Origin of the sequence: Lawsonibacter hominis (assembly GCF_014287895.1) — a bacterium.
Classification (GTDB): domain Bacteria; phylum Bacillota; class Clostridia; order Oscillospirales; family Oscillospiraceae; genus Lawsonibacter_A; species Lawsonibacter_A hominis.
The window spans coordinates 42,613-68,522 of the sequence record NZ_JACOPP010000012.1 but is presented as its reverse complement, the minus strand read 5'-3'; the positions used below and the strand labels follow the sequence as shown (position 1 = coordinate 68,522).

The following is a 25,910-nucleotide window of genomic DNA, read 5'->3' as shown; positions in this document are numbered from 1 at the left end:
GGGCGGCGGACGGCCGCCTCCTGCAAGGGCGGGAGGACGCCGGTCCTGCCGCCGGCCGCGGCGGCAGAGGTTCCGGCGGACCCGGGTCCTTACTGGTTTGCCTGGTTCACCTTGGCCAGCGCGGCGTCGACCGCCTGCTCGTAGGGGGCAAATTTGCCCGGATCGTCGTTGGGCACCTCATACTTCATTTTGGTCAGCGACTCAAATATGCCGGTAGCCTTGAGCTGGGACAACGGGATCGAGCGGGCGATGAGTCCCTTCGCTCCGTCGTAGAGCTTCAGGATCAGCTCCATCATCTTCAGCTGCTTTTCCAGAGGCACATAGGTGTCGATCTCATGGTAGGCGTTTTGCTGAAGAAAGCCCACGCGGATGAGCCGGGCGGTCTCAATGACCAGCTTCTGGTCCTCCGGCAGGATATCCGCGCCGATGAGCTTGACGATCTCCATCAGCTTGGCCTCCTCCTGCAGGAGCGAGGCGATGCGCTGGCGGCAGGGGACGAAGCGCTTGCCCACGTGCTGATCGTACCAGGGCTTGAGCTCGGCCGCGTATTCCGAGTAGGAGGTCAGCCAGTTGATGGAGGGGAAGTGGCGGGCGTAGGCCAGGGAACGGTCCAGGCCCCAGAAGGTGCGCACATAGCGCTTGGTGTTTTGGGTGACCGGCTCGGAAAAGTCGCCGCCCTGGGGCGAGACGGCGCCGATGACGGTGACGGAGCCTTCCCTGCCCTCCAGTGTTTTGACGTACCCGGCCCGCTCGTAGAATTCCGCCAGACGGGAGGCCAGATAGGCGGGGAAACCCTCCTCGGCGGGCATTTCCTCCAGCCGGCCGGAGATTTCCCGCAGCGCCTCCGCCCAGCGGGAGGTGGAGTCGGCCATCAGCGCCACATGGTAGCCCATATCGCGGTAATACTCCGCAATGGTCATGCCGGTATAGACTGAGGCCTCCCGGGCGGCCACGGGCATGTTGGAGGTGTTGGCGATGAGGATGGTGCGCATCATCAGGGGCTGATGGGTCTTGGGGTCCAACAGCTCGGAGAACTCCTCCAGCGCCTGGGTCATCTCGTTGCCCCGCTCCCCGCAGCCGAGATAAACGATGATGTCCGCGTCCGACCACTTGGCCAGCTGGTGCTGCGTCATCGTTTTGCCTGCGCCGAAGGGGCCGGGAATGGCGGCAGCGCCCCCCTTGGCGATGGGGAACAGCGTGTCGATGATGCGCTGTCCGGTGATGAGCGGGCGGTCGATGGGCAGCCGCTCGGCCATGGGCCGGGGAGTGCGGATGGCCCAGCGCTGGGCCAGCTTGAGCGCATGGACCTGCCCATGGGCGTCGGTGACCTGCACCAGCGCCTCGTCCACCGGGTACCGCCCGTCGGGGACGGCCTGCGTGACCGTGCCGGCGAGCCCGTCGGGGATCAGGCAGCGGTGGGTGATCACGCCCGTTTCCGGACAGGAGGCATACAGCATGCCGGGGCGGACCGTATCCCCGGCCTTCACGTGCATCGTCACGTCCCATTCCTGCTCCAGGTCCAGCGCGGGAATGTTCACGCCCCGGCCCAGGAAAGGCCCGGTCTTTTCCTCGATGACCTTCAGGGGGCGGGCGATGCCGTCGAAGATATGGCCCAGCAGGCCGGGACCCAGCAGGATGGACATGGGAGCGCCCTGGCCCGTCACGCGCTGGCCGGGGCACAGCCCGCCGGTGTCCTCGTAGACCTGCACGGTGGCAGCGCCGCCGTGCACGCCCACCACCTCGCCGATGAGGGCTTCGTCTCCCACGTTGACCATATCCATCATGGCAAGGCCGCGGCCGCCGGTGACGGTGACGACCGGGCCGTTGATCCCGTGGATCACATAGGGGGTATTCATTGCGCGTTCCCTCCTTCCGGGGAATCGTCGTCGGACAGGGAGATGCCGAACAGCTCGGCAAAATGGCCGGAGAGCTCGCCGGCGGCGCTGTCGAAGGAAGAATCCACCCGCAGGCCCAGCTGCTCCGACTCGGCCACCAGTCCGCCCAGCTGAAAGCCGCCCTCCCGGAAGGTCAGGCGGCGCGCTCCCCCGCAGGAGGCCTGCAGCGCCTGCGCCAGGGGCAGGTCCTCCGCGCGCAGAAAGACCTGTACCTCCGTGCTGCCGGACAGGGTGGCCAGGGCCTCGTCCAGCAGGGCCCGCAGGCGGGACAGATAGGCGGGCGTTTTCGTAAAGGCCCCGATCTTCTCCCGCACCAGCGCGAACGTCTCCTGGGCCATCTGTTCCCGGCGCAGATAGAGCTTGCGCTTGTTGTCCAACATGTGCTTGGAGACGCCGCGTCCGGACTCGGATTTGATGCGGGCGACCTCCCGGTGGATGTACTGATAGGCCTCCCGGAGGACCTGATCCTCCGCGGCGGAGTAGGCCTCGTCCCGGCGGCGGCGCACGTCGTCCAGGGTGCGCTCGGTCTCCTGGGTCGCCTGCGCCAGGATGGCGGCGGTGAAGCGGTCCAGCTTCTTTTTCATATCGGGCATATGGAAACCTCCTTAGAAGCGCATCAGAGCTTGACGCCGATGGCCTCGCGGATATAGCGGGTGATGGAATCGGGGGAGCGCCCGGCGCTGTGGCGGTCGGGGATCTCCACCACCAGGGGGCGCTGGGCGCTCTGCTTCATGGGGATGATGAGGTCCCCGCACAGCGCGGCCAGCTTCTCGGTGATGAGCAGCACGGCGATCTCCGGGTCGGCGGCGGCGGCCTCCACGGCGGAGCGCACCTGGGACTCCTCCCGGACCACTACGCCCTCGATCCCGGCCAGGCGCAGGCCCACCTGGGTATCGGTGCTGTCGGTGATGACAAAGTATTTCATAAAACAGCCTCACAGCCGTTCCGCCGGGCCCAGTGCATGGGGCCCGGGGAAACGTGTTTGCGGAAATCCGCCGTTATACGAACAGGAGCAGCAGCGCCACGATCAGGCCGTACAGGGCCACGCCTTCGGCAAGCCCCACGAAGATGAGGGCCTTGCCGAAGGCCTTGTCATTTTCCGAGATGGCGCCCAGGGCGGCGGAGGCGGAGGAGGCCACGGCGATGCCGCCGCCGATGCCGCTCAGGCCCACGGCCAGGGCGGCGCCCACGTACTTGAGGCCTTCGGCCAGACCGGCGCCGGCGCCGGCCGCCGCCGCGGCTGCCGTAACGTCGGCTGCGGAGGCGGTGCCGCCGATGCCGGCCGCGCTGGCCAGGATCAGGCAGGCGAAGAAGCTGGCGATGTTGGCGCCCAGGGCCCGCTTGGCCTTTTGACCGGTATAGCGGCGGATGCCGATCAGAAACAGGGGGGAGAAAACCGCGCCGGCGGCAAAGAGCAGAACCACGTATTTGACCATTTCAGATTCCTCCAATCAATTGACACGGCTGGAATAGTTGATTTGCTTCGGCGCAAAGGCCACGCCGCCGTCGTCGTAAAAGCGGCCGAACAGCTCGTAGAATTCCAGACGCAGCACCTGGATGCCCACCAGCAGGCCCTCAAAGCCCATCACGAAGAGATTGCCCAGGATCAGCACCGCGATGCCCGCCGGTCCGCCCACGCCGCCGGAGAGTTCGGCCAGCATGTGCACCACCAGCATCAGTCCCACATGGGTGATGGCGTAAGCGCCCACCCGCATGAAGGACAGCGTGTTGGTCAGGTAGCTGAGCAGGGTTTCGAACAGCTCGAAGAACCCGGTGCCCAGCACCTCGCCCACGCTGAATTTGTACCAGTCCGCTTCGCGGGCGAGCAGCTTGGACAGAGGCTGGCGCAGGAGCATGAGCGCCAGCGGCAGCACCAGCACCCCAAGCACATAGGCGGGGGTAACCAGATCCACGCCCAGCAGAGCGGACGCGCCGGCGATGAGAACGCCGGCGTAGAAGACGATGCCCGCCGCCCCATTGGGACCAAACAGGATCTTTTCATAATTTTTCTGGCGCACGCCGTTGCAGATGTTGATGACCATCACCAGCAGCAGCATAAACACGCCCAGCAGGATGGAGGCGACCAGCAGCAGCAGCACGTTGCTCACCACGCCCAGGCCGGAGAGCGTGCTCTCCTCCATGATCTTGAAGCCGGGCAGGAGATCCTCAAAACCGAAGACGCTGCCGTATACGCAGCCGAACACCGCGCCGGACAGGCCGCAGCAGGCGATGATGTTGCCCAGCCACAATTTCTTCCACCGGGCCAGCACCAGCCCGATGAGGGCCAGGCAGAGCCCCTGGCCCAGGTCTCCGAACATGATGCCGAAGAACAGGCAGTAGGTGAGGGCCATGAAGAGAGAGGGATCGGCTTCGTTGTAGGCGGGCAGTCCGTACATCTCCAAAAAGGGCTGGAACACCCGGCCCAGAAAGCTGTTTTTCAGCTTGGTGGGGGGCTTCAGGTACTCCACGTCTCCCGCGTCGTCCACCACGCAGGACAGGTTGGGAAACCGGCTCATCTTCTCCTGAAAGGCGTTCACCGCCTCCGCGGGCACCCAGCCGGACAGGTAGAAGCTGTCCCGGCTGCGGCAGGCATACCGCCGCAGGTCGTAACACTCGTTCTGATAGCGCAGATAGGAGTAGCCGGAGAGCAGGCGCTTTCGTTCCTCCGCCCGCCGGGTGGCCAGGGCCCGCCCGGCCTGGTCGGCTGCCAGCGCGTCCTGCTCCGCCTGACGGCCCAGGGCCGCGATGGCGGCCTCGGCGGTGCCGTGGGGCTGAACGTCGATATGGATGCGGGTGAAGTGAAGGGAGTTGAAGAGCGTGTCCACCCTCCGGTGGGCCTCCTGGGTGGTAAAGTATACTCCGTAGACCCGGTGGGAGCCCAGGGTGGTGGGAAAGAAAAAAATGTCCTCTTCGTCGTTCAGGGTCACCTGAAAGCTGTCAAAGGTCTCCCGGGGCATCCAGCCGTAGCGGAAGCGGACATAGTCCAGACCCCACAGCTCATCCAGATCGGTGCCCAGGCCCCGCAGGTTCTCCAGCTGCTCCGCTGCGGTGCGGGACTCCTCCGCCTGCTGCTGAAGCGTCTGCTGCCGCCGCTTCAGCGAGAGCATCTCCTGCTCCAGCTGGTCGAAGTAGGCCGAAAGGCCGTCGGAATCCAGGGACGGATCGAAGGGGGCGTAATCCAGGGGCACGCCCGCCTCGTCGGCCACCTCCTCCGCCCGGCGCAGCAGAGCGGCGTAGGGATTGCTGTAGTCCAGCGCCATCAGGCCTTTTACCCCGTGCATCATCTGAAGGGTGCTCTCAGGGTGAAATTGCTGATCGATGACGCAGGTGCGCACCACTTCGTCGAACCGCTCCAGCGGCCCGGCCATGGTGAGCAGCTTCATAGGTACGACGGACATGGCGTCATCTCCTTCCGTGATCGCCTCCGGGGGGCGTCATTGCCCCACCAGTCGGGCGAGATTTTCGTTGTAAGGCACGCCGTATTTCACCGATTCGATCACATTCACCACCACCTGCAGTTCCAGCTCTTTCAGATCCAGATAAGCGACGGCGGTATAAATCGAAGGGGGCCCGGTAAGCAGGCAGCGCCGGTTGAAGGCGTAAAAGGCCCGGCGGTAATATTCCTCCACCTCCGCCGCCTCCACGCGCTCAAAGCTGGCGGCATAGGGAGTCTGACGGATCAGGGCGAAGACCGCCGCGGCATCGGGTGCGGCGCACAGGGCGTGGATCATGGCAGGCTTCAGCCGGTACTGGAACGGATAGAGCATGGTCAGACACGTGTCTGCGGCGGTACCGGGGAAATAGGTCTTCAGCCGCAGCACATGCATCAGGTTCAAAAGGTCGATCTGCTCCCCGAAGGAGCGCAGCAGAACCTGCCGGGTATCGCCGCCGTACTGCTTGCGGACGATGCGCAGCATGTGGGCAAAATAGGCCGAGCGCAGCAGAGACTCGCACACCGTGTAGTCCGGCAGGGGAGCGCCCGGCGCGGGACGCAGGTGGAGCAGCGTGGGCGCGTAGATGCTCCCGCGGGCGGCGTCCAGGATGGCGTCGTAGCTGCGGGCGGCCTCCAGCGCGCGGTAGTCCACCTTCCCCCGGAGCACGATGGGGGAGGGGGGCGGCATGCCCTTGGCGTATTTGCCGGTGCGCAGCCGCCGGAGGGCGTTGAGCAGCGCCTGGTATTCCGCGATGCGGACGCGGAAGTCCATCAGAGCGCGGTCCTGCCGGGGCACGAAGTGGCTCAGGCTCAGGTATTCCAGCCGCAGCTCGTTCCAGAGGGCGGCCTCCACCTCCACCCGGCCCACATAGTCCCACCCGGCGGTGGAGAGCACGCCGGAGGCCCGGCTCCAGCTGGGGTGGGCGCGCAGGTACTCCAGCACCTCCGCCTCGCTTTTGAAAGCGGCCATGTGCTGAAAGTCCTCCAGACGCAGCCGCTTGCCGTACAGCGCCTTTACTTTGGCCGCCAGGGCGCCGTATTGGGCTTGTCCCCCGGTCACGGCGCTGTGCCCACGATCATGGAGAACAGGGTGTCCACCCAGCGCTCCTTATTTTTTTCGTAGGAGGACTCCACGGCGCTGAGGGCCTCTTCCAGCTTTTGATCCCACCGCTGGATCGACTCGGCCGCCGCAGCCTGCTCCTCCTGTTCCACCAGGCTCAGGCGGTGGCGGGCCCGCTCCAGATAGGATTCCCGCATGCGGGCAAGATCTCCGTCCAGGTCCTCCTGGAGGTGGGACTCCTTCTCCTTGGCCTGCTGCACCAGTGCCCTGGCGTTGTGCTCCGCCGCTACGATCCGGCTGATCATATCCGCGTATTCCATACCGAACACCTCCGAAGCATGCGAAAGTTTGGAACCGTTCCAAACGCCGGAAGAACGCGCGGTACGGTTCCGGGAGACATTATCATATCACTCCTGTTTTCGGTTTTCTACGGGAAATATAGACTAAGATTCCCAAAGATACGGCTTGTTCTTTCAGCGGAGTTTGTGCAGGAAGGATGAGTTTGAATTGCTCTATTGTAATCGGCTGCGCAGTCGTATATAATAAGATCCAATTAGGCTCATTATAGAGGTACAATCATGATGGAAACGAATCAGCAGGAGGGATGGCAATGAAAAAGTTGCTCCAGCTTTTGGAAGACGATTGCACGCTGACCACCGGACAGCTTGCATCCATGGCCGGTATGACGGAAGAAGAAGCCAAGGCGGCGATCCGGAAGTATGAAGAAGAGAAGGTCATTTTGGGCTATAAGGCCATCGTGGACTGGGACCGGACCGACCGGGAGTCGGTCACCGCACTCATCGAGGTGAAGGTGACCCCACAGCGGGGCGAGGGCTTTGACCGGGTGGCCGAGCGCATCTACCAGTACGACGAGGTGGAGAGCGTCTACCTCATGAGCGGCGCCTACGACCTGACCGTCATCATTTCCGGCCGTACCCTGAAGGAGGTCGCCCAGTTCGTGGGGGAGCGCCTGTCCACCCTGGAGGATGTGACCGGGACCGCCACCCACTTCATTCTTCACAAATACAAAGAAAAGCACCTGATTTTTGAGAAGCAGGAGCAGCAGGCGAAGGAGTGGATCTTCTCATGAACTACGATACGCTTCTGTCCGAACGCATCAAGGACGTAAAGCCCTCCGGCATCCGCCGGTTTTTCGATATTCTGGAGGAGATGAAAGACGCCATCTCTCTGGGCATCGGGGAGCCGGATTTTGTTACCCCCTGGCACATCCGGGACGCCGGGATCTACTCCCTGGAAAAGGGCTTCACCAAGTACACCGGAAACGCCGGTATGGCCGAGCTGCGCCGGGAAATTGCGGCCTACCTGAACCGCCGCTTCGACCTGCAGTATGATTTTGCCAAACAGATCATTGTCACCGTGGGCGGAAGCGAGGCCATCGACCTGACGCTGCGCTGCCTGCTCAACCCGGGGGACGAGGTCATCGTGCCGGTGCCTTCCTTTGTGTGCTACGGCCCGCTGACCTCCATGGCGGGCGGAACGCCGGTGTATCTGGAACTGAAGGCGGAGCACGAGTTCCGCCTTACCGCCGAAGCGCTCAAAAGCGCCATCACGCCCCGCACCAAGCTGTTGGTGCTCCCGTTCCCCTGCAACCCCACCGGCGGCATCATGGAGCGGGCGGACCTGGAGGCGGTGGCCCAGGTGCTGGAGGGCACCGATATCATGGTCCTCTCCGACGAGATCTACGCCGAGCTGACCTACGGCCAGCACCACGTCTCCCCGGCCAACCTGCCCCAGCTGAAAGACCGCACCATCGTGGTCAACGGCTTCTCCAAATCCCACGCCATGACCGGCTGGCGCATGGGCTATGTGTGCGGCCCGGCCGAGATCATCCAGCAGATGCTCAAGCTCCACCAGTTCGGCATTATGTCCGCCCCCACGGTGAGCCAGTATGCCGCCATTGAGGCCATGCGCAACGGCGACAGGGATATCGAGGCCATGCGGGACGAGTACGACGGCCGCCGCCGCTATCTGGTGGAGGGCCTGCGCCGCATCGGCCTGCCCTGCTTCGAACCCAAGGGGGCCTTCTATGTGTTCCCGGATATCCGGAGCACGGGGCTGTCCTCCGATGACTTCTGCGAGCGCTTTTTGATGGAAGAGAAGGTGGCCGTGATCGCCGGCTCCGCCTTCGGAGCCGGGGGCGAGGGCTTCGTCCGCTGCTGCTATGCCACCAGTATGAAGGACATTGCCGAGGCGCTGACCCGCATGGACAACTTCCTGACCAACCTGAAAAAGAAGCAGGCGCGGGAGGAGTAACGCCCCGTCATACGATCAAAACAGGAGGAAACACGAATGTACATTACTTGTCTGGATATGGAGGGCGTACTGGTGCCCGAGATCTGGATCGCATTTGCCCAGGCCAGCGGGATCCCCGAGCTCAAGCGCACCACCCGGGACGAGCCCGACTACAACAAGCTGATGCAGTACCGCCTGAACATCCTCCGGGAGCATCGCCTGGGCCTGAAGGAGATCCAGCAGACCATCGCCGGCATCGATCCGCTGCCCGGCGCGAAGGAGTTTTTAGACGAGCTGCGCACACTGACCCAGGTCATTATTCTCAGCGATACCTTTGAGCAGTTTGCCAAGCCCCTGATGAAAAAGCTGGACTGGCCCACCATCTTCTGCAATACGCTGGAGGTGGCCGGCGACGGGAGCATCACCGGTTTTCGGATGCGCTGCCCCCAGTCCAAGCTGACGACCGTGCGGGCGCTGCAGTCCATCGGGTATGAGACCATCGCCAGCGGGGACAGCTACAACGATCTGGGGATGATCCAGGCCAGTAAGGCGGGTTTCCTGTTCAAGAGCACCGACAAGATCAAGGCGGACCACCCAGAGCTGCCCGCCTACGAGACCTTCGACGAGCTTCTGGCCGCCATCAAAGCGGCGATGGACTAACGCTGCAAAGGCGGGTGAGGAACATGACACAGCAATTTGACGGCCTGGCGTTTTCCCCGGCGGATGTCCTGCTGCCCCAGAACTGTGCTTACGGGAAATGGTCCGTGGTGGCCTGCGACCAGTATACCTCTCAGCCGGAGTATTGGCAGCGGGTGGAGGAAACCGTGGGCGCCGCGCCGTCCGCCCTGCGGCTCATCCTGCCGGAGAGCTGCCTGGACGGGCCCAATGTGGAGACCGACATCGTGGAGGTAAACAACACCATGACCCGCTATCTGCGGGAGGGCTGCTTCAGAGAACTGCCCGAAAGCCTGATCTACGTGGAGCGGCGGCTCTCCAACGGGCGCCTGCGCCGGGGCCTGGTGGGCAAGGTGGATCTGGAGCAGTACGACTATGAGCCCGGCGCCGCCGCCCAGGTGCGCGCCACCGAGGGCACGGTCCTCTCCCGCATCCCGCCCCGCGTGGCGGTGCGGAAAAACGCCCCTTTGGAGCTGCCCCACGTGATGCTGCTCACCGACGATCCGGACAAAACGGTGATCGAGCCCCTGACGGCACGGAAGGGGGACTTCGAGGCGCTCTATGACTTCGAATTGATGGAGCACGGCGGCCGCGTGTCCGGCTGGAGACTGGACCGGGCCGCGGCGGAACAGGTGGCCGCCGCCCTGCGCGCACTGGCCGACCCGGCCGCCTTCAACGCCCGCTACGGCACGCAGGACGAGCCGGTGCTTCTCTTTGCCGTGGGAGACGGCAACCACTCTCTGGCCACCGCAAAGGAATGCTACGAGCGGCAGAAGCGCCTGACCAGCCCGGACCAGTGGACGGACCTGCCCGCCCGCTACGCCCTGTGTGAGCTGGTGAACCTCCACGACGCTTCCCTGGAGTTCGAGCCCATCCACCGTGTGGCCTTCGGCGTGGAGCCGGAGGCGCTGCTGGAAGCGCTGCTGGAGGCGTACCCCGGCGCCTATTCGGGCGAGGGGGAGGGCCATGTGCTGCGCTATGTCCACGCCGACGGCTGCGGAGCCGTTACCGTGCCCCATCCTCAGGCCCAACTGGAGGTGGGCACGCTTCAGAGCTTCCTGGACGAGTACACCCGCCTGCATGGGGGCCGCGTCGACTACATCCACGGCGCCGGCGTGACGCGGGAGCTCTCCCTCAAGCCGGGCAACCTCGGCTTCCTGCTGCCCGCCATGGGCAAGCAGCAGCTGTTTCCCACCGTGATCCATGACGGGGTCCTCCCCCGCAAAACCTTCTCCATGGGGGAGGCCCACGACAAGCGCTTCTATCTGGAAGCGCGGAAGATCCGCTGATCGCAAAGGAAGAAGGCGTTTTTCCATGGCAGTGCTGGAAGTGCGGGCCTATGCCAAGCTGAATCTCGCGCTGGATGTGCTGGGCCGCCGGGCGGACGGATATCACGAGATGCGCATGGTGATGCAGAGCGTGACCCTGTCCGACCGCATCCGGCTGGAGACCGGTACCGGCAGGCCCCTGCGCATGACGACCGATCTGGGCTTTTTGCCCTCCAATGAAAAGAATCTGGCGGCGGTGGCCGCCCTGCGCCTGTGCGAGGCGGCGGGCGTGTCCTCCGAGGGGCTGGCCATCGACCTGTGGAAGACCATTCCGGTATGCGCGGGGCTGGCCGGGGGCAGCGCTGACGCCGCCGCCGTGCTGCGGGGCCTCAACCGCCTGATGAGGCTGGGCCTGTCTTCCGCGGAGCTGGCGGAGATCGGCGCTCGGGTGGGGTCCGACGTGCCCTATTGCGTCCGGGGCGGCACCGCCCTGGCGGAGGGACGGGGGGAACGGCTCACGCCGCTGCCGCCGCTGCCCCGCTGCCATGTGGTTTTGTGCAAGCCGGCGTTTTCCGTTTCCACGCCGGACCTGTTCGAGCGCATCGACGGCGTGCGCCTGCGCCGCCGTCCGGATACCCTGGGCCTGCTGGGCGCGCTGGAAGCGGGCGACCTGGCGGGCGTGGCCCGGCGGATGTACAACGTATTTGAGGACGCCCTTCCCCCGCGCCGTGCGGGAGAGATCGGGGAGATCCGGAACAGCCTGATCCAGTATGGCGCCCTGGGGGCCAGCATGAGCGGGACCGGCCCCACCGTTTTCGGCCTGTTCCGAGACGCATCCGCCGCCCGACACGCCTGTTCCGCCCTGCGGGAGACCTATCGGGAGACCTTTTTGGCGCAGGGATTGGAACCGGTCGAATGATTGCGGTATAAAAAACAAAAATGCCGTCCACAATGTAGCTGCTGTAATACTACATAATGGACGGTGTTTTTATGCAACAAAAACAGAATCGAAAGCTGCGCCGGTGGGAGCTGGCCCTGCTGCTGGGGGTGGCGGTCGCCGCTCTGGCCGGAGTATGGCTGGACGGCCAGCAGTCCGCCCTGGCGGACAAAGTGATCCGCCTGCACGTGATCGCCCATTCCGACTCCCCGGAGGATCAGGCCCTCAAGCTCCAGGTCCGGGACCGTATCCTGGCGGAGAGCGGGGAGCTGCTGTCCGGCGGAGCCACCCTGGAGCAGGCGCGCGCCGCTCTTCAGGACAGCCTGGCCGAGTTGGCCGGGATCGGAGCCGAGGCGGTGGGGGAGGCGGGCTATTCCTATCCGGTGACCGCCTCCCTGGAGGACGGGGTGTGGTTCCCCACCAAGCAGTATCCCGATTTCGCCCTTCCGGCGGGGCGGTATACCGCCCTGCGCCTGGTCATCGGGGACGGGGGCGGACAGAACTGGTGGTGCGTGGTCTTTCCGCCCCTCTGCCTGGGCTCTGTGACGGAGACCGCGGCGCAGGCCGCCGCAGAGGGCGGCTTTTCCCAGGAGGAGATCGCGCTGCTTACCGGCGAGGAGGGCGGTTACGTGGTCAAATTCAAGGCCATCGAGCTCTGGGAGCAGCTGCGCGGCTGGCTGGAGGAACGCTCGTCCGCCTGACAAGCTTTTTACTTGCAATCTGGAGCGGACGGGCTTATAATATAAAAAGCGCGAATCCGAACGAAACATGCTGAAGGAGTGATATGCGCCGTGAGCAGCGACCCTTTGAGTCGAGAATGTCAGTTACCCAGCGCGGCGCTTTGGCCCTGCGGCTGAGCGGCTTTGCCGTTTTGCCCCGCACGCCCTTGTCGCCGCTGTGTCCGCGTGGGGAGGGATACTTTCCCACCGGACGGCAAAGACTAGAGACGCGCGGGGATTTTTGTGCCCGTTTTCGGGCCCGCGCGCCGGGAAAGGCGTGATTTTTTTGCTCTCCATCCACAAGACGATCAACGGAAAAATGACCCGGCTGGACGGGATCCAGGACGGATGCTGGGTCAACCTGACCTATCCCAGCGAAGACGAGCTGACCACCGTGGCCGCCACCCTGAACGTGGACCCCGCGTTCCTGCGGGCGGCCCTGGACGAAGAGGAGACCTCCCGTATCGATACCGAGGAGGGGCAGACCCTGATCATCATCGACCTGCCCGCCGTGGAGAAGGACGACGCGGTGGTGTATTCCACGCTCCCGCTGGGCATCATCGTCACCGACAAGCACATCATCACCGTCTGCCTGAAGGAATCCTCCATCCTGAAGGACATGCAGGACGGCCTGGTGCGGGGCGCCGAGACCCAAAAGCGCACCAGCTTTATCCTCCACATGCTTTTGCAGGTGGCCAAGCGCTACCTGCAATATCTGAAGCAGATCGACAAGATCTACAATTACATGGAGCGCCAGCTCTATAAATCCCAGCGCAATAAGGAGCTGATCCAGCTGCTGGACCTGGAGAAGTCCCTGGTCTATTTCAACACTTCTCTGAAGGCCAACGAGGTCACCCTGGAGAAGATCCTCCGGGGCCGCATCGTTACCCTTTATGAGGAGGATCATGACCTGCTGGAGGACGTGCTGATCGAGGTGCGCCAGGCCATCGAGATGGCCAACATCTATTCCTCCATCATTTCCGGCATGATGGACGCGTTTGCCTCCGTCATCTCCAATAACCTGAACGTGATCATGAAGGTGCTCACGTCCATCACCATCCTGCTGACCATCCCCAACATTGTTTTCGGCTTCTACGGGATGAACGTCGCCGGGCTGCCCCTGGACCAGTTCTGGTGGTTCCCGCTGGTGGTGGCCGCGGCGGTGATTGTGGCGGTGGCGGTCATTCTGAAAAAGAAAGACCTGTTTTGACGAAGCGTGCCGAAAGATGCAGGATGAGCTCCTGCATCTTTCTTTTTTATACGAAACTTTACGGAAGTATTCATACTCTGGTAACAATTGTGTGTTAATCTTTTAGCAATACGCACAGGATCCAATGGGAACCGGCCGGGCGGCAGACGCCGGGCCCACAAAAGAATGGAGGCATCGAATGGCAAGTAACCCCAACTATTGTGATGTGACGCCTGAGATCGAGGCGCTGGCCGCTCTGGCTCTGGAGAACAGCTGTATTGACCCGGAGGATTACGTCCGCTACGATGTCAAGCGCGGGCTGCGGGACCTGAATGGAAAGGGCGTGCTGGCCGGATTGACCGAGGTCTCGGACATCGTGGCCAAAAAGATCGTAGACGGGCACGAGCTGCCCTGCGACGGCAAGCTCTATTACCGGGGAATCGACGTGGAACAGCTGGTGGGACAGGCCCTGAAGGAGGGGCGCTTCGGGTTTGAGGAGACCGCCTACCTGTTGCTGCTGGGCCGCCTGCCCAAGGCCGCGGAGCTGGAGGATTTCCGGCGCCAGCTGTCCTATTATCGCTCTCTGCCCAACAATTTTGTGCGGGACGTGATCCTGAAGGCGCCCAGCCAGGATATCATGAACTCCCTGGCCCGCAGCGTGCTCAACCTGGCCTCCTACGACGACCGGTGCGACGACATCTCCCTGCCCAACGTCATGCGCCAATGCGTGCAGCTGACCGCCCTGTTCCCCATGCTCAGCGTGTATGGCTATCAGGCGTATAACTATAAAAGCGGCAGCTCCCTGTACATCCATGCCCCCAGGCCGGAGCTGTCCACCGCGGAAAACATCCTTTCCCTGCTCCGGGCCGACTCCTCCTACTCCTTCTGGGAGGCCCACGTGCTGGATATCTGCATGATCCTCCACGCCGAGCATGGCGGCGGCAATAACTCCACCTTTACCACCCACGTGGTCACCTCCTCGGGGACGGATACCTATTCCTGCATGGCGGCCGCCCTGGCCTCTTTGAAAGGACCCAAGCACGGCGGCGCCAACATCAAGGTCATCCGCATGTTTGAGGATATGAAGGAGACCGTCCGGGACTGGAAGGACGAGGACGAAGTGCGCCATTACCTCCAGGCCCTGCTGGACAAGCAGGCCTTCGACAAGGCGGGACTCATTTACGGCATGGGGCACGCGGTGTATTCCCTGTCCGACCCCCGGGCCAATATCCTGCGCTCCTTTGTGGAGAAGCTCTCCCGGGAGAAGGGGCGCAATGAGGAGTACGAGCTTTATTCCCTGGTGGAGCGGCTGGGGCCGGAGATCATCTCCGGCGAGCGGAAGATGTACAAGGGCGTCTCCGCCAACGTGGACTTTTACTCCGGGTTTGTTTACCATATGCTGGACCTGCCGCTGGAGCTGTATACCCCGCTGTTCGCCATGGCCCGCATCGCGGGCTGGAGCGCTCACCGCATCGAGGAGCTCATCAACATGAGCAAGATCATCCGGCCCGGCTACAAATACGTCGGCACCCATCAGCCTTATGTGCCTATGGCCCAGCGCTGAATTTGACCCAAACGCCCGGCCCCATCCGATCGGATGGGGCCGGGCGTTTTCCTGTGCCGCAGGCAGGTGCCGCGCCGTTATGACGGGGCCCGCCGTACCTCCAGATAGTAATGCTCCGCCTCCGGGTCCAGCACGACCTGGTCGATGCCGTGCTCCAGGTCGAAACCGAAATTCTGCCGGACGATCTCCACGGACCGGGCGCCGCACAGCCGGGCGCTCTGACTGGAAAAGGTCAGCGCAGAGCCCAGCTGCGTCACCAGGTCGTACCCGTAGACGCCCTGGTTTTCCGTATGGGCGCAGTAATAGTCGAAGCTGCCCGCCTTGCGGAAGCTGGCTTCTGCCGTGACGGTCTCCCCGGGGGGGATCGTGAGCGGAACTTCCAGATAAAAAACCCGGTCCACCGATTCCACGTCCAGCTCCTCCAGCCAGCCGGCGTCGTACCGCTCCGCCGGAGCGTCGGAGAGCGCGCCGTAAGAGGCGAGAAAGTCCCGGAGCAGGCCGTAATAGAGCTCGAAATCCACCCCCTCCAGCCGTTCCTGACGCTCCCGGTACATCAGCTGCGCCGTCTCCCGCAGAACGGTGTCCAGATCGGTTTCGTACCGGGAGACCGTCACCCCGGCCTCCACGGTCTCCTCCGTATCCCAGCCGCCGGTGACATAGCCCTGGGTGGTCAGGCCGCTGATATCCTCGCCCAGGATGATGAGGTAACAGGGCGTGCCGTACCCGGCCTCTCCGGGCTCCCGGATGGAAAAGCCCTGCCCCATGACGCCGTTTTCCCGGTCGAACCGGCCGGAGTGGAAGCCGTAGGAGAGCACCGTGGTCTGTTTGTAGTCCAGCGCAAAGGTCGCCCGGATGGAGGGATTGGGAACGTCCTCGTTCGCCTCCGGGCCCCAGGGGTCGGTAAAGCGATAGACCGTGACCGGTATGCCGCTGAGGTCCGGCCCGTCCCCCAGGGCCTGCGCCAGATAGGAACCGTCGGAGAGCAGGGCCTTGTAATCTTCCCAGCTGTCCAGCTGGTCCAGATTGAGGCTTCCCGCTGTTTCGGCGGTGATCAGGTCGGCTCCCAGGGCGCCCTGGAAGCCGCCGGAATAGCCGCCGGAACGGAGCGTGGCCTCCGCCGGGACGCCGTCCACCGTCAGCGTGGGGGTTTGAGCGCTCAGGTGCTGCAGCTGTCCCACAAAGGGATAGAGCAGCGTGACGGTCTGCGCCTGCTGGGTGGAATTGGTCAGCACGTAAGCGTCGTGCACCAGAAGGTCGGTGGAGGACTCGTAGCGCCCGCCGTCCGGAAACCACTCGTTATAGTCGTCCAGCACCTGCCGGCGCCCGGCCTCGGTCAGCTCCGTGCGGGAGGCGGCCTCCTCCTGGTTGGAGATCCACGTTCGATCCCAGAGGGAGAAGTCCAAAGTGATCTCCCGCCCGGCGGACAGCTCCGCGCCGTCCAGGACGGTCAGGGGGAACACCGGCCCGGCGTAGGACAGAAAGACGCTGCTGCCCTCCTCGTGGCCGCCGCCCGCGCTGGAGCCGCCCAAACCGCCGTTTTGGAGCAGGAGGAACCCGCCCGCGCCGATCAGGACCACGGCCGCGCAGGCGCACAGGGGCAGCCAGTGCCGCCGGGGCCGCCGGACCTGTCCGGGCAGGGCCCCAATGCGCTCCCGCAGCGCTTGCGGACACCGCAGATCATCCACCTGAGCGATATAGTCGCGCTTATCCATCCTCAAAGCCTCCGATCATACGCTGCTTCAGCGCCTTACGCCCCCGGGCGAGCCAGGTGAGCACCGTGCTGCGGCCCGTCCCCAGCAGCGCGCCGATCTCCGCGGCGGTATATCCCTCGTAGTAGTGCAGGTAGATGGCGTTGCGGTACTGCGCAGGAAGGGCGCGCACCTCCTCCAGCACGGAGTCCTCCGGGCGCTGGGGCGCTTCCAGCGCGTCGGAAAGGGCCACCTCGTTCCGGCGCCTGGCCCGGTGGAGGTTTTTGCACCGGTTGATGGTCACACGGATAAGCCACGCCTTGAGATGTTCGCCGTCGCCGAAGGCCTTGCCGGAGCGGAGCAGGGCCTCGAAGACCTCCTGCGTCACATCCTCGGCGTCGCCGGGGGTGGGCGCGTTGTGGACGGCGACGCGGTATACGGTATCCAGATAGTGCTCGTATGCGTAGGAGAACGAGGCGTCCCCTTTGAGCTTGGCGGCCATGGCGCACTCTCCCTTCTGCCCTTAACACACCGGAGGGGGCCGGATGATTGCATCTATCTTATCTTTTTTTGCCCGTTATTTCAAGGCGTCGGCCACCCGGTCCAGCGTGGCGGCGTGGGTCTGGTCCAAAAGGTGGGTGTAGATCTTGCCGGTGGTGGCGGGGGTGGAGTGCCCCAGGGCGCGGCCAATGTCGAACAGGGGCGCGCCCTGGGCGGAGGCCACGGTGGCAAAGGTGTGGCGCAGACCGTGGAGGGTGATCTTGGGCATGCCGTGGGAGCGGATGAAACGGGTAAAGGCCAGGGATACGGCGTTGGGGGAGTAAGGCTTCCCCAGCTTGTCCACCGCCACAAAGTTGTCCTCCGACCAGCCGTCCCCCCTGGCAAGGGAACGCTGGACCTGGGCGGAGCGCTCCTGCCGGAGCAGGCGGCACAGCTCGTCCCCCAGATGGAGCACCCGGTTGGAGGTGCGGTTTTTGGTCTCCTTTTGGACGATGGAAGCTCCGGCAGCCGTGCGGGCCTCCTTGATGTGCACCCGGCGGCGGGCGAAGTCCACGCTGCTCCACCGCAGGCCGCAGATCTCCTCCCGCCGCAGGCCCAGCGCCCCCGCCAGCTTGACGATGGGTTCCAGCCAGTGTCCCTCCACCAGAGCGAACAGCTGCCGCAGCTCTTCCGGCGTGTAAAAGCGGGCCTCCTGCGGGATCACCCGTGGCGGCTCCACCCGGTCGGTGGGGCTGCGCAGCAGCATGTCCTGCCGCACGGCCAGATGCAGCGCGCAGGAGAGCAGATCGTGATGGCGGCGCACGGTGTTGGCGGAGAGCCCCTTCTGCTCCATCAGCATTGCGTAATAGCCCTGGAGGTGCTGGGGCGTGAGCTTTTGCAGCGGAACGTCCCCCAGGGCGGGCGAGAGATGGTTGCGGATGATCTTTCCATAGCCGTAGACGGTGGTCTGTGCGCGGTTTGGCCGGATCACCTGCTCCATCCAGTACTCCAGCCACTGGTCCAGTGTGATGGAACGGGGCGAGACCCGCCGCAGGCCGTCCCGCTCCGCCGAAAATTCACGCAGGCCCCGCCGGGCTTGGGCCAGGGTGGGATACGTCCGGTAGCACTTGACCCGCCTGCCGTTTTCATCCGCGCCGTGGTCCATGCAGACATAGTAGACCTGCCTTGCATCGTCATAAGAAATGTTGGTTTCCACTTTTTTCCTAGCCATTGCTTCCCCTTCCTCACGTTTCGACGGATTTAGAGCTTAACCATATCACGTCGGCACCTTGAAAAATATAGGATATGCAAAAGCCAGGAAAAATCCCCATCCCGATCAAACAGACCGGGATGGGGAGTCAAGGGACGCGCCGGGCCCGGCGGAAGCCACGGCCTCCGCCACGCGGACGCCGTCCACGGCGGCGCTGGTGATCCCGCCTGCGTAGCCTGCGCCTTCACCGCAGGGATACAGACCGCGGATGGGGGATTGGAGATCCTCGCCGCGGAGGATGCGCACCGGGGAGGAGGAACGGGTCTCCACGCCGGTCAGCAGGGCTTCCGGGGAGGCAAAGCCCCGGAGCTTCCGGTCGAACAGGGGCAGGGCGGAGCGGAGCGTGTCGGCCACGTAACCGGGCAGACAGCGCCGCAGGTCGGCGGGCGTGACGCCGGGGCGGTAGGTGGGCGCCACCCCGCCCAGTGCCGCGGACGCCCGCCCGGAGAGGAAATCCCCCACCGTCTGGGCGGGAGCCCGAAAGCCGCCGCCGCCCAGGGCAAAGGCGGCTTCCTCCCAGCGGCGCTGGAACGCCACCCCCGCCAGGGGATGGCTGGAGCCGAAGTCGCCGGGGCCCACCCCGACCAGGAAGCCGCCGTTGATGTTTGCCCCGTCCCGGGCCCGGCGGCTCATGCCGTTGGTCACCAGCCGCCCCTCCTCCGAGGCGGCGGCCACCACCTGTCCGCCGGGACAGACGCAGAAGGTGAAGGCGCTGCGCCCGTCGGGCAGGTGGCAGGCCAGTTTGTAGTCGGCGGCCGGCAGGCGCTGCCAGGCCGGGCCAAACTGGGCCTGGGAGAGGGCGGCCTGTGCGTGCTCGATCCGCACGCCGATGGCAAAGGGCTTGGGGGCAAGCGGAACGCCCGCCTCCAGCAGCAGTTCGAAGGTATCCCGGGCGGAGTGGCCGGGGGCGAGGATCAGCGCGTCGCAGGGCAGGTCGTAGGCGCCCTGGGGGCCCTGCGCCTTCAGCGCAGTCAATTGGCCGTTTCGGATCTCCAGACCGGTCAGGCGGTGTCCAAAGCGTACGTCGCAGCCCAGCTCCAGCAGCTCCAGGCGGATGGCCTTCACCACGTCCCGGAGCAGATCGGTGCCGATGTGGGGCTTGTGCTGCCAGAGGATATCCTCCGGAGCGCCCGCCGCCGCCAGCGTCCGGAAGACGGTGGCAATGCGGGGATCGTGGGTACCGGTGGTCAGCTTGCCGTCGGAAAAAGTGCCCGCGCCCCCTTCCCCGAATTGTACGTTGGAGGAAGGGTCCAGTATCCCGGTCTGCCAAAAGCGTTCCACGTCCCGTGTGCGCGCTTCCACCGGACGGCCCCGCTCCAATACGATGGGAGGCAGTCCGTTCCGGGCCAGGAACAGCGCGGCGAACAGCCCCGCCGGCCCCATGCCGACCACCACAGGAGGCAGCGCGGAAGCACGGCGGACCGGGGGAAACGCGTAGGGCTGAGGCTGAAACAGAGTCACGTTGGGGTTGCCCGCCTTTCGTACCAAAGCTGCCTCCTCCGGGGCGGTCACATGCACCGTGCACACATAGTGGACGTCGTTCTTCTTACGGGCGTCGATCGACTGCCGGGCCAGAGAGAGGGCCTGGATCTGGCCCGGCGGAAGGCCCAGCAGTCCGGCCGCCCGCGCTCGGAGCAGCTCCTGCCCGCCGTCGATGGGCAGGACGATGTTTTGAATTCGGATCATGGTGTTACCTCTTTCCTGGAGCAGAGTGAGACGGAGCTTGTCCCCGCGCTCCTCCGCGGGGGTACGGCAATCAGGGGGGGCGCTAAAGGCACAGCTCCCGGCAGATGGAAACCACTAATCCATGTCTTTTGCGCGCGGATAAGGTTTTTCGACGTTGGTCAGGCCGGCTAAATAGTCCATGCTCGTATCCAGCGCCAACGCGATCTTGCGACACTGTTCGAAAGAGCAGTACCGCTTACCGCATTCGATTTTAGAATAGTCGCTTTGGTCGATCCCGGTCAGTATTTGCATCTTGACTTGGGTAAAACCACGCTTTTCTCTGAGCACACGTAACCGTGACATAATATCACCCTGCCTTATTATGGGTAAATTGACCTATTCCGATTAGGGTAAAATTGACCTATAGTGGCGCGGGGTGCTGTTATGATACAAGAATGATTGGAAGAACGCAAGAAATCCATGATACAGGCGTATCCTGCATACCGGCTGGGTTGCGTGATGGAGGAGCCCCTGTACGAACAGGGGGGTGCCGGATCAGATTGATTTTGGGCAGATATCCTGCTGCGCGTTTGGCGCCCGGGCCGGAGAGCCGGATGAACGGGTATGCAGCTGGGTCAGGGAATGGATGGAGCCGGACAGACATTACCCCCGTGGGCGGCTGTAAAACACAGCAGGCGTGCCCCAGGGCGCGCCTGCTGTGTTAACGTTATGGGAGCACAAGGCCGGTGGAACCGCACAGCAGCGCACGCCCTGCGCCAAGGTTTTTGCCTGCGGCAAAAACGCTTGAACGGCGCTTACCGCGCCGCCCCATCGCAGATGGGGCCCCAGTGGCCGACGGCCCGGCAGGAGACGGATGTGTTCCTCTTAGTAGCTTACACCCTGCCAAATCATGGCGTCGGCCGTCCCAAAACGCGGGGCGTTTTGGAAACCCTGCGGGTTGGGCCTGCTCGGGCGGAGTGAATCCGCCCTGCGCCAAGGTTTTTGCCTGCGGCAAAAACGCTTGAACGGCGCTTACCGCGCCGCCCCATCGCAGATGGGGCCCCAGTGGCCGACGGTCCGGCAGGAGACGGATGCGTTCCTCTTAGTAGCTTACACCCTGCCAAATCATGGCGTCGGCCACTTTGAGGAAGCCGGCGATGTTGGCTCCGGCCACCAGATTGCCCTCCATGCCGTACTCGGCGGCGGCATTGGCGGCGTTGTGGTAAATGTTGCGCATGATGCCGTGGAGCTTCTCGTCCACTTCCTCAAAGGTCCAGGACAGGCGCATGGAGTTCTGGCTCATCTCCAGACCGGAAGTGGCCACGCCGCCGGCGTTGGAGGCCTTGGCGGGGGCAAAGAGAAGCTTGTGCGCCTGGAAATAGGCGACGGCTTCGGGGGTGGAGGGCATGTTGGCGCCTTCGGCCACGGCAAAGCAGCCGTGCTCCACCAGCGCCTTGGCCCCGTCCAGATCCAACTCGTTCTGGGTGGCACAGGGCAGGGCGATGCCGCAGGGGACGCTCCAGATGCCGCGGCAGCCCTCCACGTATTTGGCGGTGGGCACATACTCCAGATAGGTGGAAATGCGCGCCCGCTTGACCTCCTTGATCTCCTGCATGATCTTATAATCGATGCCGTTCTCGTCCACGATATAGCCGTTGGAATCACTCATGGCAATGACCCTGCCGCCCAGCTCGGTGGCCTTCTGGTTGGCGTAGATGGCCACGTTGCCGGAGCCGGAGATCACGACGCTCTGGCCCTGGAAGGACTTCCCGGCGGCCTTGAGCATCTCGTCGGCAAAGTAGCACAGACCGTAGCCGGTGGCCTCGGTGCGGGCCAGAGAACCGCCGTAGCTCAGGCCCTTGCCGGTGAGCACGCCGTTGAACTCGTTGCGGATGCGCTTATACTGGCCAAACAGATAGCCGATCTCCCGGGCGCCCACGCCGATGTCGCCGGCGGGCACGTCGGTGTCGGGGCCGATGTGCCGCTGCAGCTCGGTCATGAAGGACTGGCAGAAGCGCATGACCTCATTGTTGCTCTTGCCCTTGGGATCGAAGTCGGCGCCGCCCTTGCCGCCGCCCATGGGCAGGCCGGTCAGGCTGTTTTTAAAGATCTGCTCGAAGCCCAAAAATTTGATGATGGACAGGTTCACGCTGGGATGGAAGCGCAGGCCGCCCTTGGAGGGGCCGATGGCGGTGGAGAATTGTACGCGATAGCCGCGGTTGACCTGCACCTTGCCCTGATCGTCCACCCAGGAGATGCGGAACATCAGGCTGCGCTCGGGCTCCACGATGCGGTCGATGACGCCGGACTTCACCAGCTCCGGCCGCTGGGCCACCACGGGCTGGAGGGACTCCAGGACCTCGCCGGCAGCCTGGAGGAACTCGGGCTCTTGGGCGTTTTTCCTGCACAGAGTTTCATAAACGCCCTGAAGATAGGAATCGGTGAACTGAAATGCCATAGTTGCCAAACCCCTTTGCTTGGCGGTCCATACGGTGGACGGACCGGCCTGATTTTTGCTATGATACACACAGGGACGCGCCCCGTGCAGCAGCCGCTTTGCCACGTTAGCTCATATTATACTGCTGCCGCATTGAAATTGCAAGAAAAAATTTATAAATTGCAAAAGTGACGGAAACTATGCGGGGTATGCGGAATAAAATGCACCACTTTGACTGGATGCATGCAAATAGAATGAAACGTGTAACATTTTGCCCGCTGAGACGTTTGTCGGGTGAGGGGGGGAGGACGGGATGTACGACGGGCTGGAGGCGCTCTACCGGCGGCATGTGGGAGAGGTGTACTTGTACGCCTATTCCCTCTGTAAGAACCCGGACCAGGCCCAGGACCTGGTGGGAGAGACCTTTTACCGCGCCCTGCTCTCGCTGGAGCGGGAGGGGGAGTGGAAGGGCTGGCTCTTTCGGGTGTGCCGCAACCTGTGGGTGGACAGCATGCGCCGGAGAAAGTTCCAGACCGGAGAGCCCCCTGACCCGGAACGGCTGGCGGCAGAGGAGGATCTGCTGGAGGATCTCATCCGGGAGGAGCGCCGCCGGGCGGTCTACCGGGCGGTGCTGGAGCTGTCCCCCGCCGATCGGGAGGCGGTAACGCTCCACTACTACGCCGGCTTGCCGCTGCGCGAGGTGGGGGCGGCCATGGGACTTTCTCCCGGCGCGGCCCGCACGCTGCTGTGCCGGGCCCGGCAAAAGCTCAAAACCAGACTGGAGGGACAATTGTGAGTTTTCGTGAGCTGTTGGAACGGTATCGAACCGGCGCCGCGACGGAAGCGGAGCGGGCGCTGGTGGAGGCCGAGCTGGAGAAGAGCGCGGCCATTTCCGATTATCTGGCCGAGGGGCTGGAGGCCGAGCTGACCGGAGAGGGGGCGCACCGAACTTCGGAGGAGACAGAGCCGGCCCGGCGGGTGCGCCGCATCGTAAATCGCCGCCTGGGCCGGGTGGCGGTCCTGTCGGCGGCCGTTGTGCTGGCCGTCCTGCTGGGGGTGCGTCTCGTAGTCTCCCCCCTAGCGGCGTCCTTCTGCTACCAGCCCAACGCCAGAAGCGTAGGGCAGGCTGGAGACGAGCGGGAAGATATCTGGTATGACCTGAGCGCGTTCTACGAGCTGATCATGCCCGGCCGGTCGGTCCGGGACATCCAGACCGGAAACCGGGGATTCGGCCGGTACGATCTGTCTTATACCGAGGAGGACTGGCTTACCGGGGAGCGCACTGCGGTCAGCCGTACGCTGGAACCCGGCCAGGACGGGGAAAACGGATATTTGTGGAGCGAGCAGGCCATCGGCCTGTATGCGCTGGCGGAGTCCGGGGCGGTGGAGGAGGGCGTCCGCCGAATCCCGGATTACGAAGCCGATCTGGCCCAGCTGGACGAAAGCGCCTACGTCTCCGTCTGGGTCCATTTTCCGCAGGATCTGACGCCCATGGAGTTTGCCGCGTTGGCGCACGGCTATGAACAGCGGTATGGAGTGGAAATCTCCTTCCGCTGGTGTGCCGTGCGCACCTCCGACGATCCGGCGGTCCTGCGGGGTTTTTCCACGGTGGACGGCTCGTGCGCGCAGGGCGGGCTGGCGGACTACCCGATGCTCAGTCTGGCGGAGCGGCTGGGGAATTGGTTTCCCAGCGGCAGCGCTGCGGCGATGGCGAAGGCTTATGGGGGGCTGTATACCCAGCATTTCCAAAGTCTACTGTCCTATGCGGCGGAGCGGACGAAAGCGGCGGATGCGCTGGTCGGACCGGGCGCGCAGTTCCCGGAGTACGACTTTGCAGGCCAGCGGGACTATGTAGAGGAGCACGGCATCCGGATCTATGGCGCGCTGGTCTACGGTCAGCCGCAGGCGCTGCTGGCGCTGACGGAGCGGGGAGATGCGGACGGGCTTGCCATCGAGCGGGTGTTGGCCTGCCGCTACTCCGGCAGCCGGAGCATCCGGCAGCCGGAGCATCCGGCAGTAGCGGGCAGGACGCATCCGAAAAAAGGAGAAAACACGGACTACCGGGCAAGCTGCCCGGCAGTCCGTGTTTTGGTTGAAACGCGCCGCGAGACGATCCGGCTGCGCTTACTGGTTGACGATATTGGCGGTATCCATGGCGATCATAAGCTCCTCGTCGGTGGGGATGAGGAGGACCTTCACCCTGGAGTCGGCGGTGGAGATGACGGTCTCCCTGCCGCGGACGTTGTTGGCCTGGGCGTCCATCTTCACGCCCATGAACTCCAGGCCGGAAGCGATGGCCAGGCGCTGGTCGGCGGAGTTTTCGCCCACGCCGGCAGTGAAGACGATGGCGTCCACCCCGCCCATGGCGGCGGCATAGGCGCCGATGAGCTTCTTTACGCCGTAGTTGAAGGCGTCTACGGCCAGCTCGGCGCGCTGGTTGCCCTGCTCGGCGGCGTCGCTCAGGTCACGGAAGTCGGAGGACACCCCGGAGATGCCCAGCACGCCGGACTTCTTGTTGAGGATGTTGAGCATCTCTTTGATGTCGTAGCCGTACCGGTTCATCAAATACTCCAGGATACCGGCGTCCAGGTCGCCGGAGCGGGTGCCCATGGGCAGGCCGGCTAGGGGGGTGAAGCCCATGGAGGTATCCACGCTCTTGCCGCCGTCCACGGCGGTGACGGAGGAGCCGTTGCCCAGGTGGCAGGTGATGATCTTCAGCTGCTCGATGGGCTTGCCCAGCATGGCGGCGGCCCGGCCGGAGACGTACTTGTGAGAGGTGCCGTGGAAGCCGTAGCGGCGGACCTTGTCCTTCTCATAGTATTCGTAAGGCAGCGCATAGATGTAGCTCTTGGCGGGCATGGTCTGATGGAAGGCGGTATCGAACACGGCCACCATGGGCACGCCGGGCATGACGGCCTGGCAGGCCTTGATGCCTGTGATATTGGCGGGGTTGTGCAGAGGAGCCAGGGGGATGCACTCCTCAATGGCGGCCATGACCTCGCCGGTGATGAGGGCGGAGGCGGCAAACTTCTCGCCGCCGTGCACCACGCGATGGCCCACGGCGTCGATCTCAGAGGCGCTCTTGATCACGCCGTACTCGGGAGAGAGCAGGGCGTCCAGCACGGCCTGGATAGCCTCGGCGTGGGTAGGCATGGGGATTTCAAATTCGTGTTTGGCATCCCTGGCAGGGATTTTGTGGGTCAGGCGACCGTCGATGCCGATGCGCTCGCACAGACCCTTGGCCAGCACCTCGCGGGTCTCGGGGTCCATGAGCTGATACTTCAGGGAGGAGCTGCCGGCGTTGATGACCAGGACTTTCATGTTTACGATCTCTCCTTTAAATTCGTGGCATACGGCTTGTATACCCAAAGTTCACG

The 25,910-nt window shown here is 64.0% G+C and carries 23 protein-coding genes and 1 pseudogene; 10 read left to right on the top strand and 14 right to left on the bottom strand.

Annotated features, from left to right (window positions below):
• Positions 1-89: 89 nt before the first annotated feature.
• The 7 genes from H8S57_RS10035 to H8S57_RS10005 form a co-directional block, all read right to left on the bottom strand.
• The gene (locus H8S57_RS10035) at positions 90-1,856 is read right to left on the bottom strand and encodes a V-type ATP synthase subunit A (protein ID WP_186907949.1); all 1,767 of its coding nucleotides are present in this window, start codon (positions 1,854-1,856) and stop codon (positions 90-92) included.
• The gene (locus tag H8S57_RS10030) at positions 1,853-2,488 is read right to left on the bottom strand and encodes a V-type ATP synthase subunit E (protein WP_186907948.1); all 636 of its coding nucleotides are present in this window, start codon (positions 2,486-2,488) and stop codon (positions 1,853-1,855) included. Before H8S57_RS10030 ends, H8S57_RS10035 begins: the two co-directional genes overlap by 4 nt.
• 23 nt (positions 2,489-2,511) lie before the next feature.
• Positions 2,512-2,820: a V-type ATP synthase subunit F gene (locus tag H8S57_RS10025; RefSeq protein ID WP_186907947.1), complete on the bottom strand. Its 309-nt coding sequence runs from the start codon at positions 2,818-2,820 to the stop codon at positions 2,512-2,514.
• Positions 2,821-2,893: 73 nt separating this feature from the next.
• A complete protein-coding gene (locus H8S57_RS10020) occupies positions 2,894-3,331 on the bottom strand; it encodes an ATP synthase subunit C (RefSeq protein ID WP_186907946.1) in 438 nt (145 codons plus the stop codon).
• Positions 3,332-3,346: 15 nt separating this feature from the next.
• The gene (locus H8S57_RS10015) at positions 3,347-5,293 is read right to left on the bottom strand and encodes a V-type ATP synthase subunit I (protein ID WP_186907945.1); all 1,947 of its coding nucleotides are present in this window, start codon (positions 5,291-5,293) and stop codon (positions 3,347-3,349) included.
• Between the two features lie 36 nt (positions 5,294-5,329).
• Positions 5,330-6,388, bottom strand: coding sequence for a V-type ATPase subunit (locus tag H8S57_RS10010; RefSeq protein ID WP_186907944.1), 1,059 nt, complete (start codon positions 6,386-6,388; stop codon positions 5,330-5,332).
• On the bottom strand, positions 6,385-6,708 hold the full coding sequence (locus H8S57_RS10005; RefSeq protein ID WP_186907943.1) for a hypothetical protein: 324 nt from the start codon (positions 6,706-6,708) through the stop codon (positions 6,385-6,387). Before H8S57_RS10005 ends, H8S57_RS10010 begins: the two co-directional genes overlap by 4 nt.
• A 290-nt stretch (positions 6,709-6,998) precedes the next feature.
• Here H8S57_RS10005 and H8S57_RS10000 point away from each other — a divergent pair, with 290 nt between their 5' ends.
• The 8 genes from H8S57_RS10000 (at position 6,999) to H8S57_RS09965 (ending at position 14,993) form a co-directional block, all read left to right on the top strand.
• The gene (locus tag H8S57_RS10000; RefSeq protein WP_186907942.1) at positions 6,999-7,478 is read left to right on the top strand and encodes an Lrp/AsnC family transcriptional regulator; all 480 of its coding nucleotides are present in this window, start codon (positions 6,999-7,001) and stop codon (positions 7,476-7,478) included.
• Entirely contained in the window at positions 7,475-8,662 is a 1,188-nt protein-coding gene (locus tag H8S57_RS09995; protein WP_186907941.1) for a pyridoxal phosphate-dependent aminotransferase, read from the top strand. Before H8S57_RS10000 ends, H8S57_RS09995 begins: the two co-directional genes overlap by 4 nt.
• 36 nt (positions 8,663-8,698) lie before the next feature.
• Positions 8,699-9,301: a bifunctional phosphoserine phosphatase/homoserine phosphotransferase ThrH gene (thrH, locus tag H8S57_RS09990; protein WP_186907940.1), complete on the top strand. Its 603-nt coding sequence runs from the start codon at positions 8,699-8,701 to the stop codon at positions 9,299-9,301.
• Positions 9,302-9,324: 23 nt separating this feature from the next.
• Entirely contained in the window at positions 9,325-10,605 is a 1,281-nt protein-coding gene (locus tag H8S57_RS09985; protein WP_186907939.1) for a DUF1015 domain-containing protein, read from the top strand.
• Between the two features lie 25 nt (positions 10,606-10,630).
• Positions 10,631-11,503: a 4-(cytidine 5'-diphospho)-2-C-methyl-D-erythritol kinase gene (ispE, locus tag H8S57_RS09980; protein WP_186907938.1), complete on the top strand. Its 873-nt coding sequence runs from the start codon at positions 10,631-10,633 to the stop codon at positions 11,501-11,503.
• A 71-nt stretch (positions 11,504-11,574) separates the two neighbouring features.
• Positions 11,575-12,222, top strand: a complete 648-nt coding sequence (gene spoIIR / locus H8S57_RS09975) for a stage II sporulation protein R (RefSeq protein ID WP_186907937.1) — start codon at positions 11,575-11,577, stop codon at positions 12,220-12,222.
• A 304-nt stretch (positions 12,223-12,526) separates the two neighbouring features.
• A complete protein-coding gene (locus H8S57_RS09970; protein WP_243204773.1) occupies positions 12,527-13,450 on the top strand; it encodes a magnesium transporter CorA family protein in 924 nt (307 codons plus the stop codon).
• A gap of 178 nt (positions 13,451-13,628) precedes the next feature.
• Positions 13,629-14,993, top strand: a complete 1,365-nt coding sequence (locus H8S57_RS09965; RefSeq protein ID WP_186907936.1) for a citrate/2-methylcitrate synthase — start codon at positions 13,629-13,631, stop codon at positions 14,991-14,993.
• 77 nt (positions 14,994-15,070) lie between these two features.
• Here H8S57_RS09965 and H8S57_RS09960 read toward each other — a convergent pair whose 3' ends face one another.
• From H8S57_RS09960 to gdhA, 6 genes are all read right to left on the bottom strand, one after another.
• Positions 15,071-16,705, bottom strand: coding sequence for a hypothetical protein (locus H8S57_RS09960; RefSeq protein ID WP_186907935.1), 1,635 nt, complete (start codon positions 16,703-16,705; stop codon positions 15,071-15,073).
• Complete coding sequence (locus tag H8S57_RS09955; protein WP_186907934.1) at positions 16,698-17,183, bottom strand: RNA polymerase sigma factor; 486 nt, start codon at positions 17,181-17,183, stop codon at positions 16,698-16,700. The genes H8S57_RS09960 and H8S57_RS09955 overlap by 8 nt, the downstream gene beginning before the upstream one ends.
• A gap of 75 nt (positions 17,184-17,258) precedes the next feature.
• Positions 17,259-18,392, bottom strand: a complete 1,134-nt coding sequence (locus tag H8S57_RS09950) for a tyrosine-type recombinase/integrase (protein WP_186907933.1) — start codon at positions 18,390-18,392, stop codon at positions 17,259-17,261.
• A gap of 105 nt (positions 18,393-18,497) precedes the next feature.
• Positions 18,498-20,117: an NAD(P)/FAD-dependent oxidoreductase gene (locus H8S57_RS09945; protein ID WP_186907932.1), complete on the bottom strand. Its 1,620-nt coding sequence runs from the start codon at positions 20,115-20,117 to the stop codon at positions 18,498-18,500.
• Positions 20,118-20,231: 114 nt separating this feature from the next.
• A complete protein-coding gene (locus H8S57_RS09940) occupies positions 20,232-20,459 on the bottom strand; it encodes a helix-turn-helix domain-containing protein (RefSeq protein WP_186907931.1) in 228 nt (75 codons plus the stop codon).
• A 739-nt stretch (positions 20,460-21,198) separates the two neighbouring features.
• Positions 21,199-22,554 (bottom strand): NADP-specific glutamate dehydrogenase, encoded by a 1,356-nt coding sequence (gdhA, locus tag H8S57_RS09935; protein ID WP_186907930.1) that lies wholly within the window; start codon positions 22,552-22,554, stop codon positions 21,199-21,201.
• Positions 22,555-22,846: 292 nt separating this feature from the next.
• On the opposite strand from gdhA, the gene H8S57_RS09930 reads away from it, so the two are divergent.
• The gene (locus tag H8S57_RS09930; RefSeq protein WP_186907929.1) at positions 22,847-23,329 is read left to right on the top strand and encodes an RNA polymerase sigma factor; all 483 of its coding nucleotides are present in this window, start codon (positions 22,847-22,849) and stop codon (positions 23,327-23,329) included.
• Positions 23,330-23,715: 386 nt separating this feature from the next.
• A pseudogene (locus tag H8S57_RS17370) lies at positions 23,716-24,456 on the top strand (anti sigma factor C-terminal domain-containing protein); the annotation flags it as partial.
• A gap of 201 nt (positions 24,457-24,657) precedes the next feature.
• On the opposite strand, the gene H8S57_RS09925 reads toward H8S57_RS17370, so the two are convergent.
• The gene (locus H8S57_RS09925; protein WP_186907928.1) at positions 24,658-25,854 is read right to left on the bottom strand and encodes an acetate/propionate family kinase; all 1,197 of its coding nucleotides are present in this window, start codon (positions 25,852-25,854) and stop codon (positions 24,658-24,660) included.
• Between the last annotated feature and the right edge of the window lie 56 nt (positions 25,855-25,910).

Excerpts from the sequence above, each read along its gene's own strand:
- H8S57_RS10035 (WP_186907949.1), bottom strand. The coding sequence starts at position 1,856 with ATGAATACCCCCTATGTGATCCACGGGATCAACGGCCCGGTCGTCACC.
- H8S57_RS10030 (WP_186907948.1), bottom strand. The coding sequence starts at position 2,488 with ATGCCCGATATGAAAAAGAAGCTGGACCGCTTCACCGCCGCCATCCTG.
- H8S57_RS10025 (WP_186907947.1), bottom strand. The coding sequence starts at position 2,820 with ATGAAATACTTTGTCATCACCGACAGCACCGATACCCAGGTGGGCCTG.
- H8S57_RS10020 (WP_186907946.1), bottom strand. The coding sequence starts at position 3,331 with ATGGTCAAATACGTGGTTCTGCTCTTTGCCGCCGGCGCGGTTTTCTCC.
- H8S57_RS10015 (WP_186907945.1), bottom strand. The coding sequence starts at position 5,293 with ATGTCCGTCGTACCTATGAAGCTGCTCACCATGGCCGGGCCGCTGGAG.
- H8S57_RS10005 (WP_186907943.1), bottom strand. The coding sequence starts at position 6,708 with ATGGAATACGCGGATATGATCAGCCGGATCGTAGCGGCGGAGCACAAC.
- H8S57_RS10000 (WP_186907942.1), top strand. The coding sequence starts at position 6,999 with ATGAAAAAGTTGCTCCAGCTTTTGGAAGACGATTGCACGCTGACCACC.
- H8S57_RS09995 (WP_186907941.1), top strand. The coding sequence starts at position 7,475 with ATGAACTACGATACGCTTCTGTCCGAACGCATCAAGGACGTAAAGCCC.
- thrH (WP_186907940.1), top strand. The coding sequence starts at position 8,699 with ATGTACATTACTTGTCTGGATATGGAGGGCGTACTGGTGCCCGAGATC.
- H8S57_RS09985 (WP_186907939.1), top strand. The coding sequence starts at position 9,325 with ATGACACAGCAATTTGACGGCCTGGCGTTTTCCCCGGCGGATGTCCTG.
- ispE (WP_186907938.1), top strand. The coding sequence starts at position 10,631 with ATGGCAGTGCTGGAAGTGCGGGCCTATGCCAAGCTGAATCTCGCGCTG.
- spoIIR (WP_186907937.1), top strand. The coding sequence starts at position 11,575 with ATGCAACAAAAACAGAATCGAAAGCTGCGCCGGTGGGAGCTGGCCCTG.
- H8S57_RS09965 (WP_186907936.1), top strand. The coding sequence starts at position 13,629 with ATGGCAAGTAACCCCAACTATTGTGATGTGACGCCTGAGATCGAGGCG.
- H8S57_RS09960 (WP_186907935.1), bottom strand. The coding sequence starts at position 16,705 with ATGGATAAGCGCGACTATATCGCTCAGGTGGATGATCTGCGGTGTCCG.
- H8S57_RS09955 (WP_186907934.1), bottom strand. The coding sequence starts at position 17,183 with ATGGCCGCCAAGCTCAAAGGGGACGCCTCGTTCTCCTACGCATACGAG.
- H8S57_RS09950 (WP_186907933.1), bottom strand. The coding sequence starts at position 18,392 with ATGGCTAGGAAAAAAGTGGAAACCAACATTTCTTATGACGATGCAAGG.
- H8S57_RS09945 (WP_186907932.1), bottom strand. The coding sequence starts at position 20,117 with ATGATCCGAATTCAAAACATCGTCCTGCCCATCGACGGCGGGCAGGAG.
- H8S57_RS09940 (WP_186907931.1), bottom strand. The coding sequence starts at position 20,459 with ATGTCACGGTTACGTGTGCTCAGAGAAAAGCGTGGTTTTACCCAAGTC.
- gdhA (WP_186907930.1), bottom strand. The coding sequence starts at position 22,554 with ATGGCATTTCAGTTCACCGATTCCTATCTTCAGGGCGTTTATGAAACT.
- H8S57_RS09930 (WP_186907929.1), top strand. The coding sequence starts at position 22,847 with ATGTACGACGGGCTGGAGGCGCTCTACCGGCGGCATGTGGGAGAGGTG.
- H8S57_RS09925 (WP_186907928.1), bottom strand. The coding sequence starts at position 25,854 with ATGAAAGTCCTGGTCATCAACGCCGGCAGCTCCTCCCTGAAGTATCAG.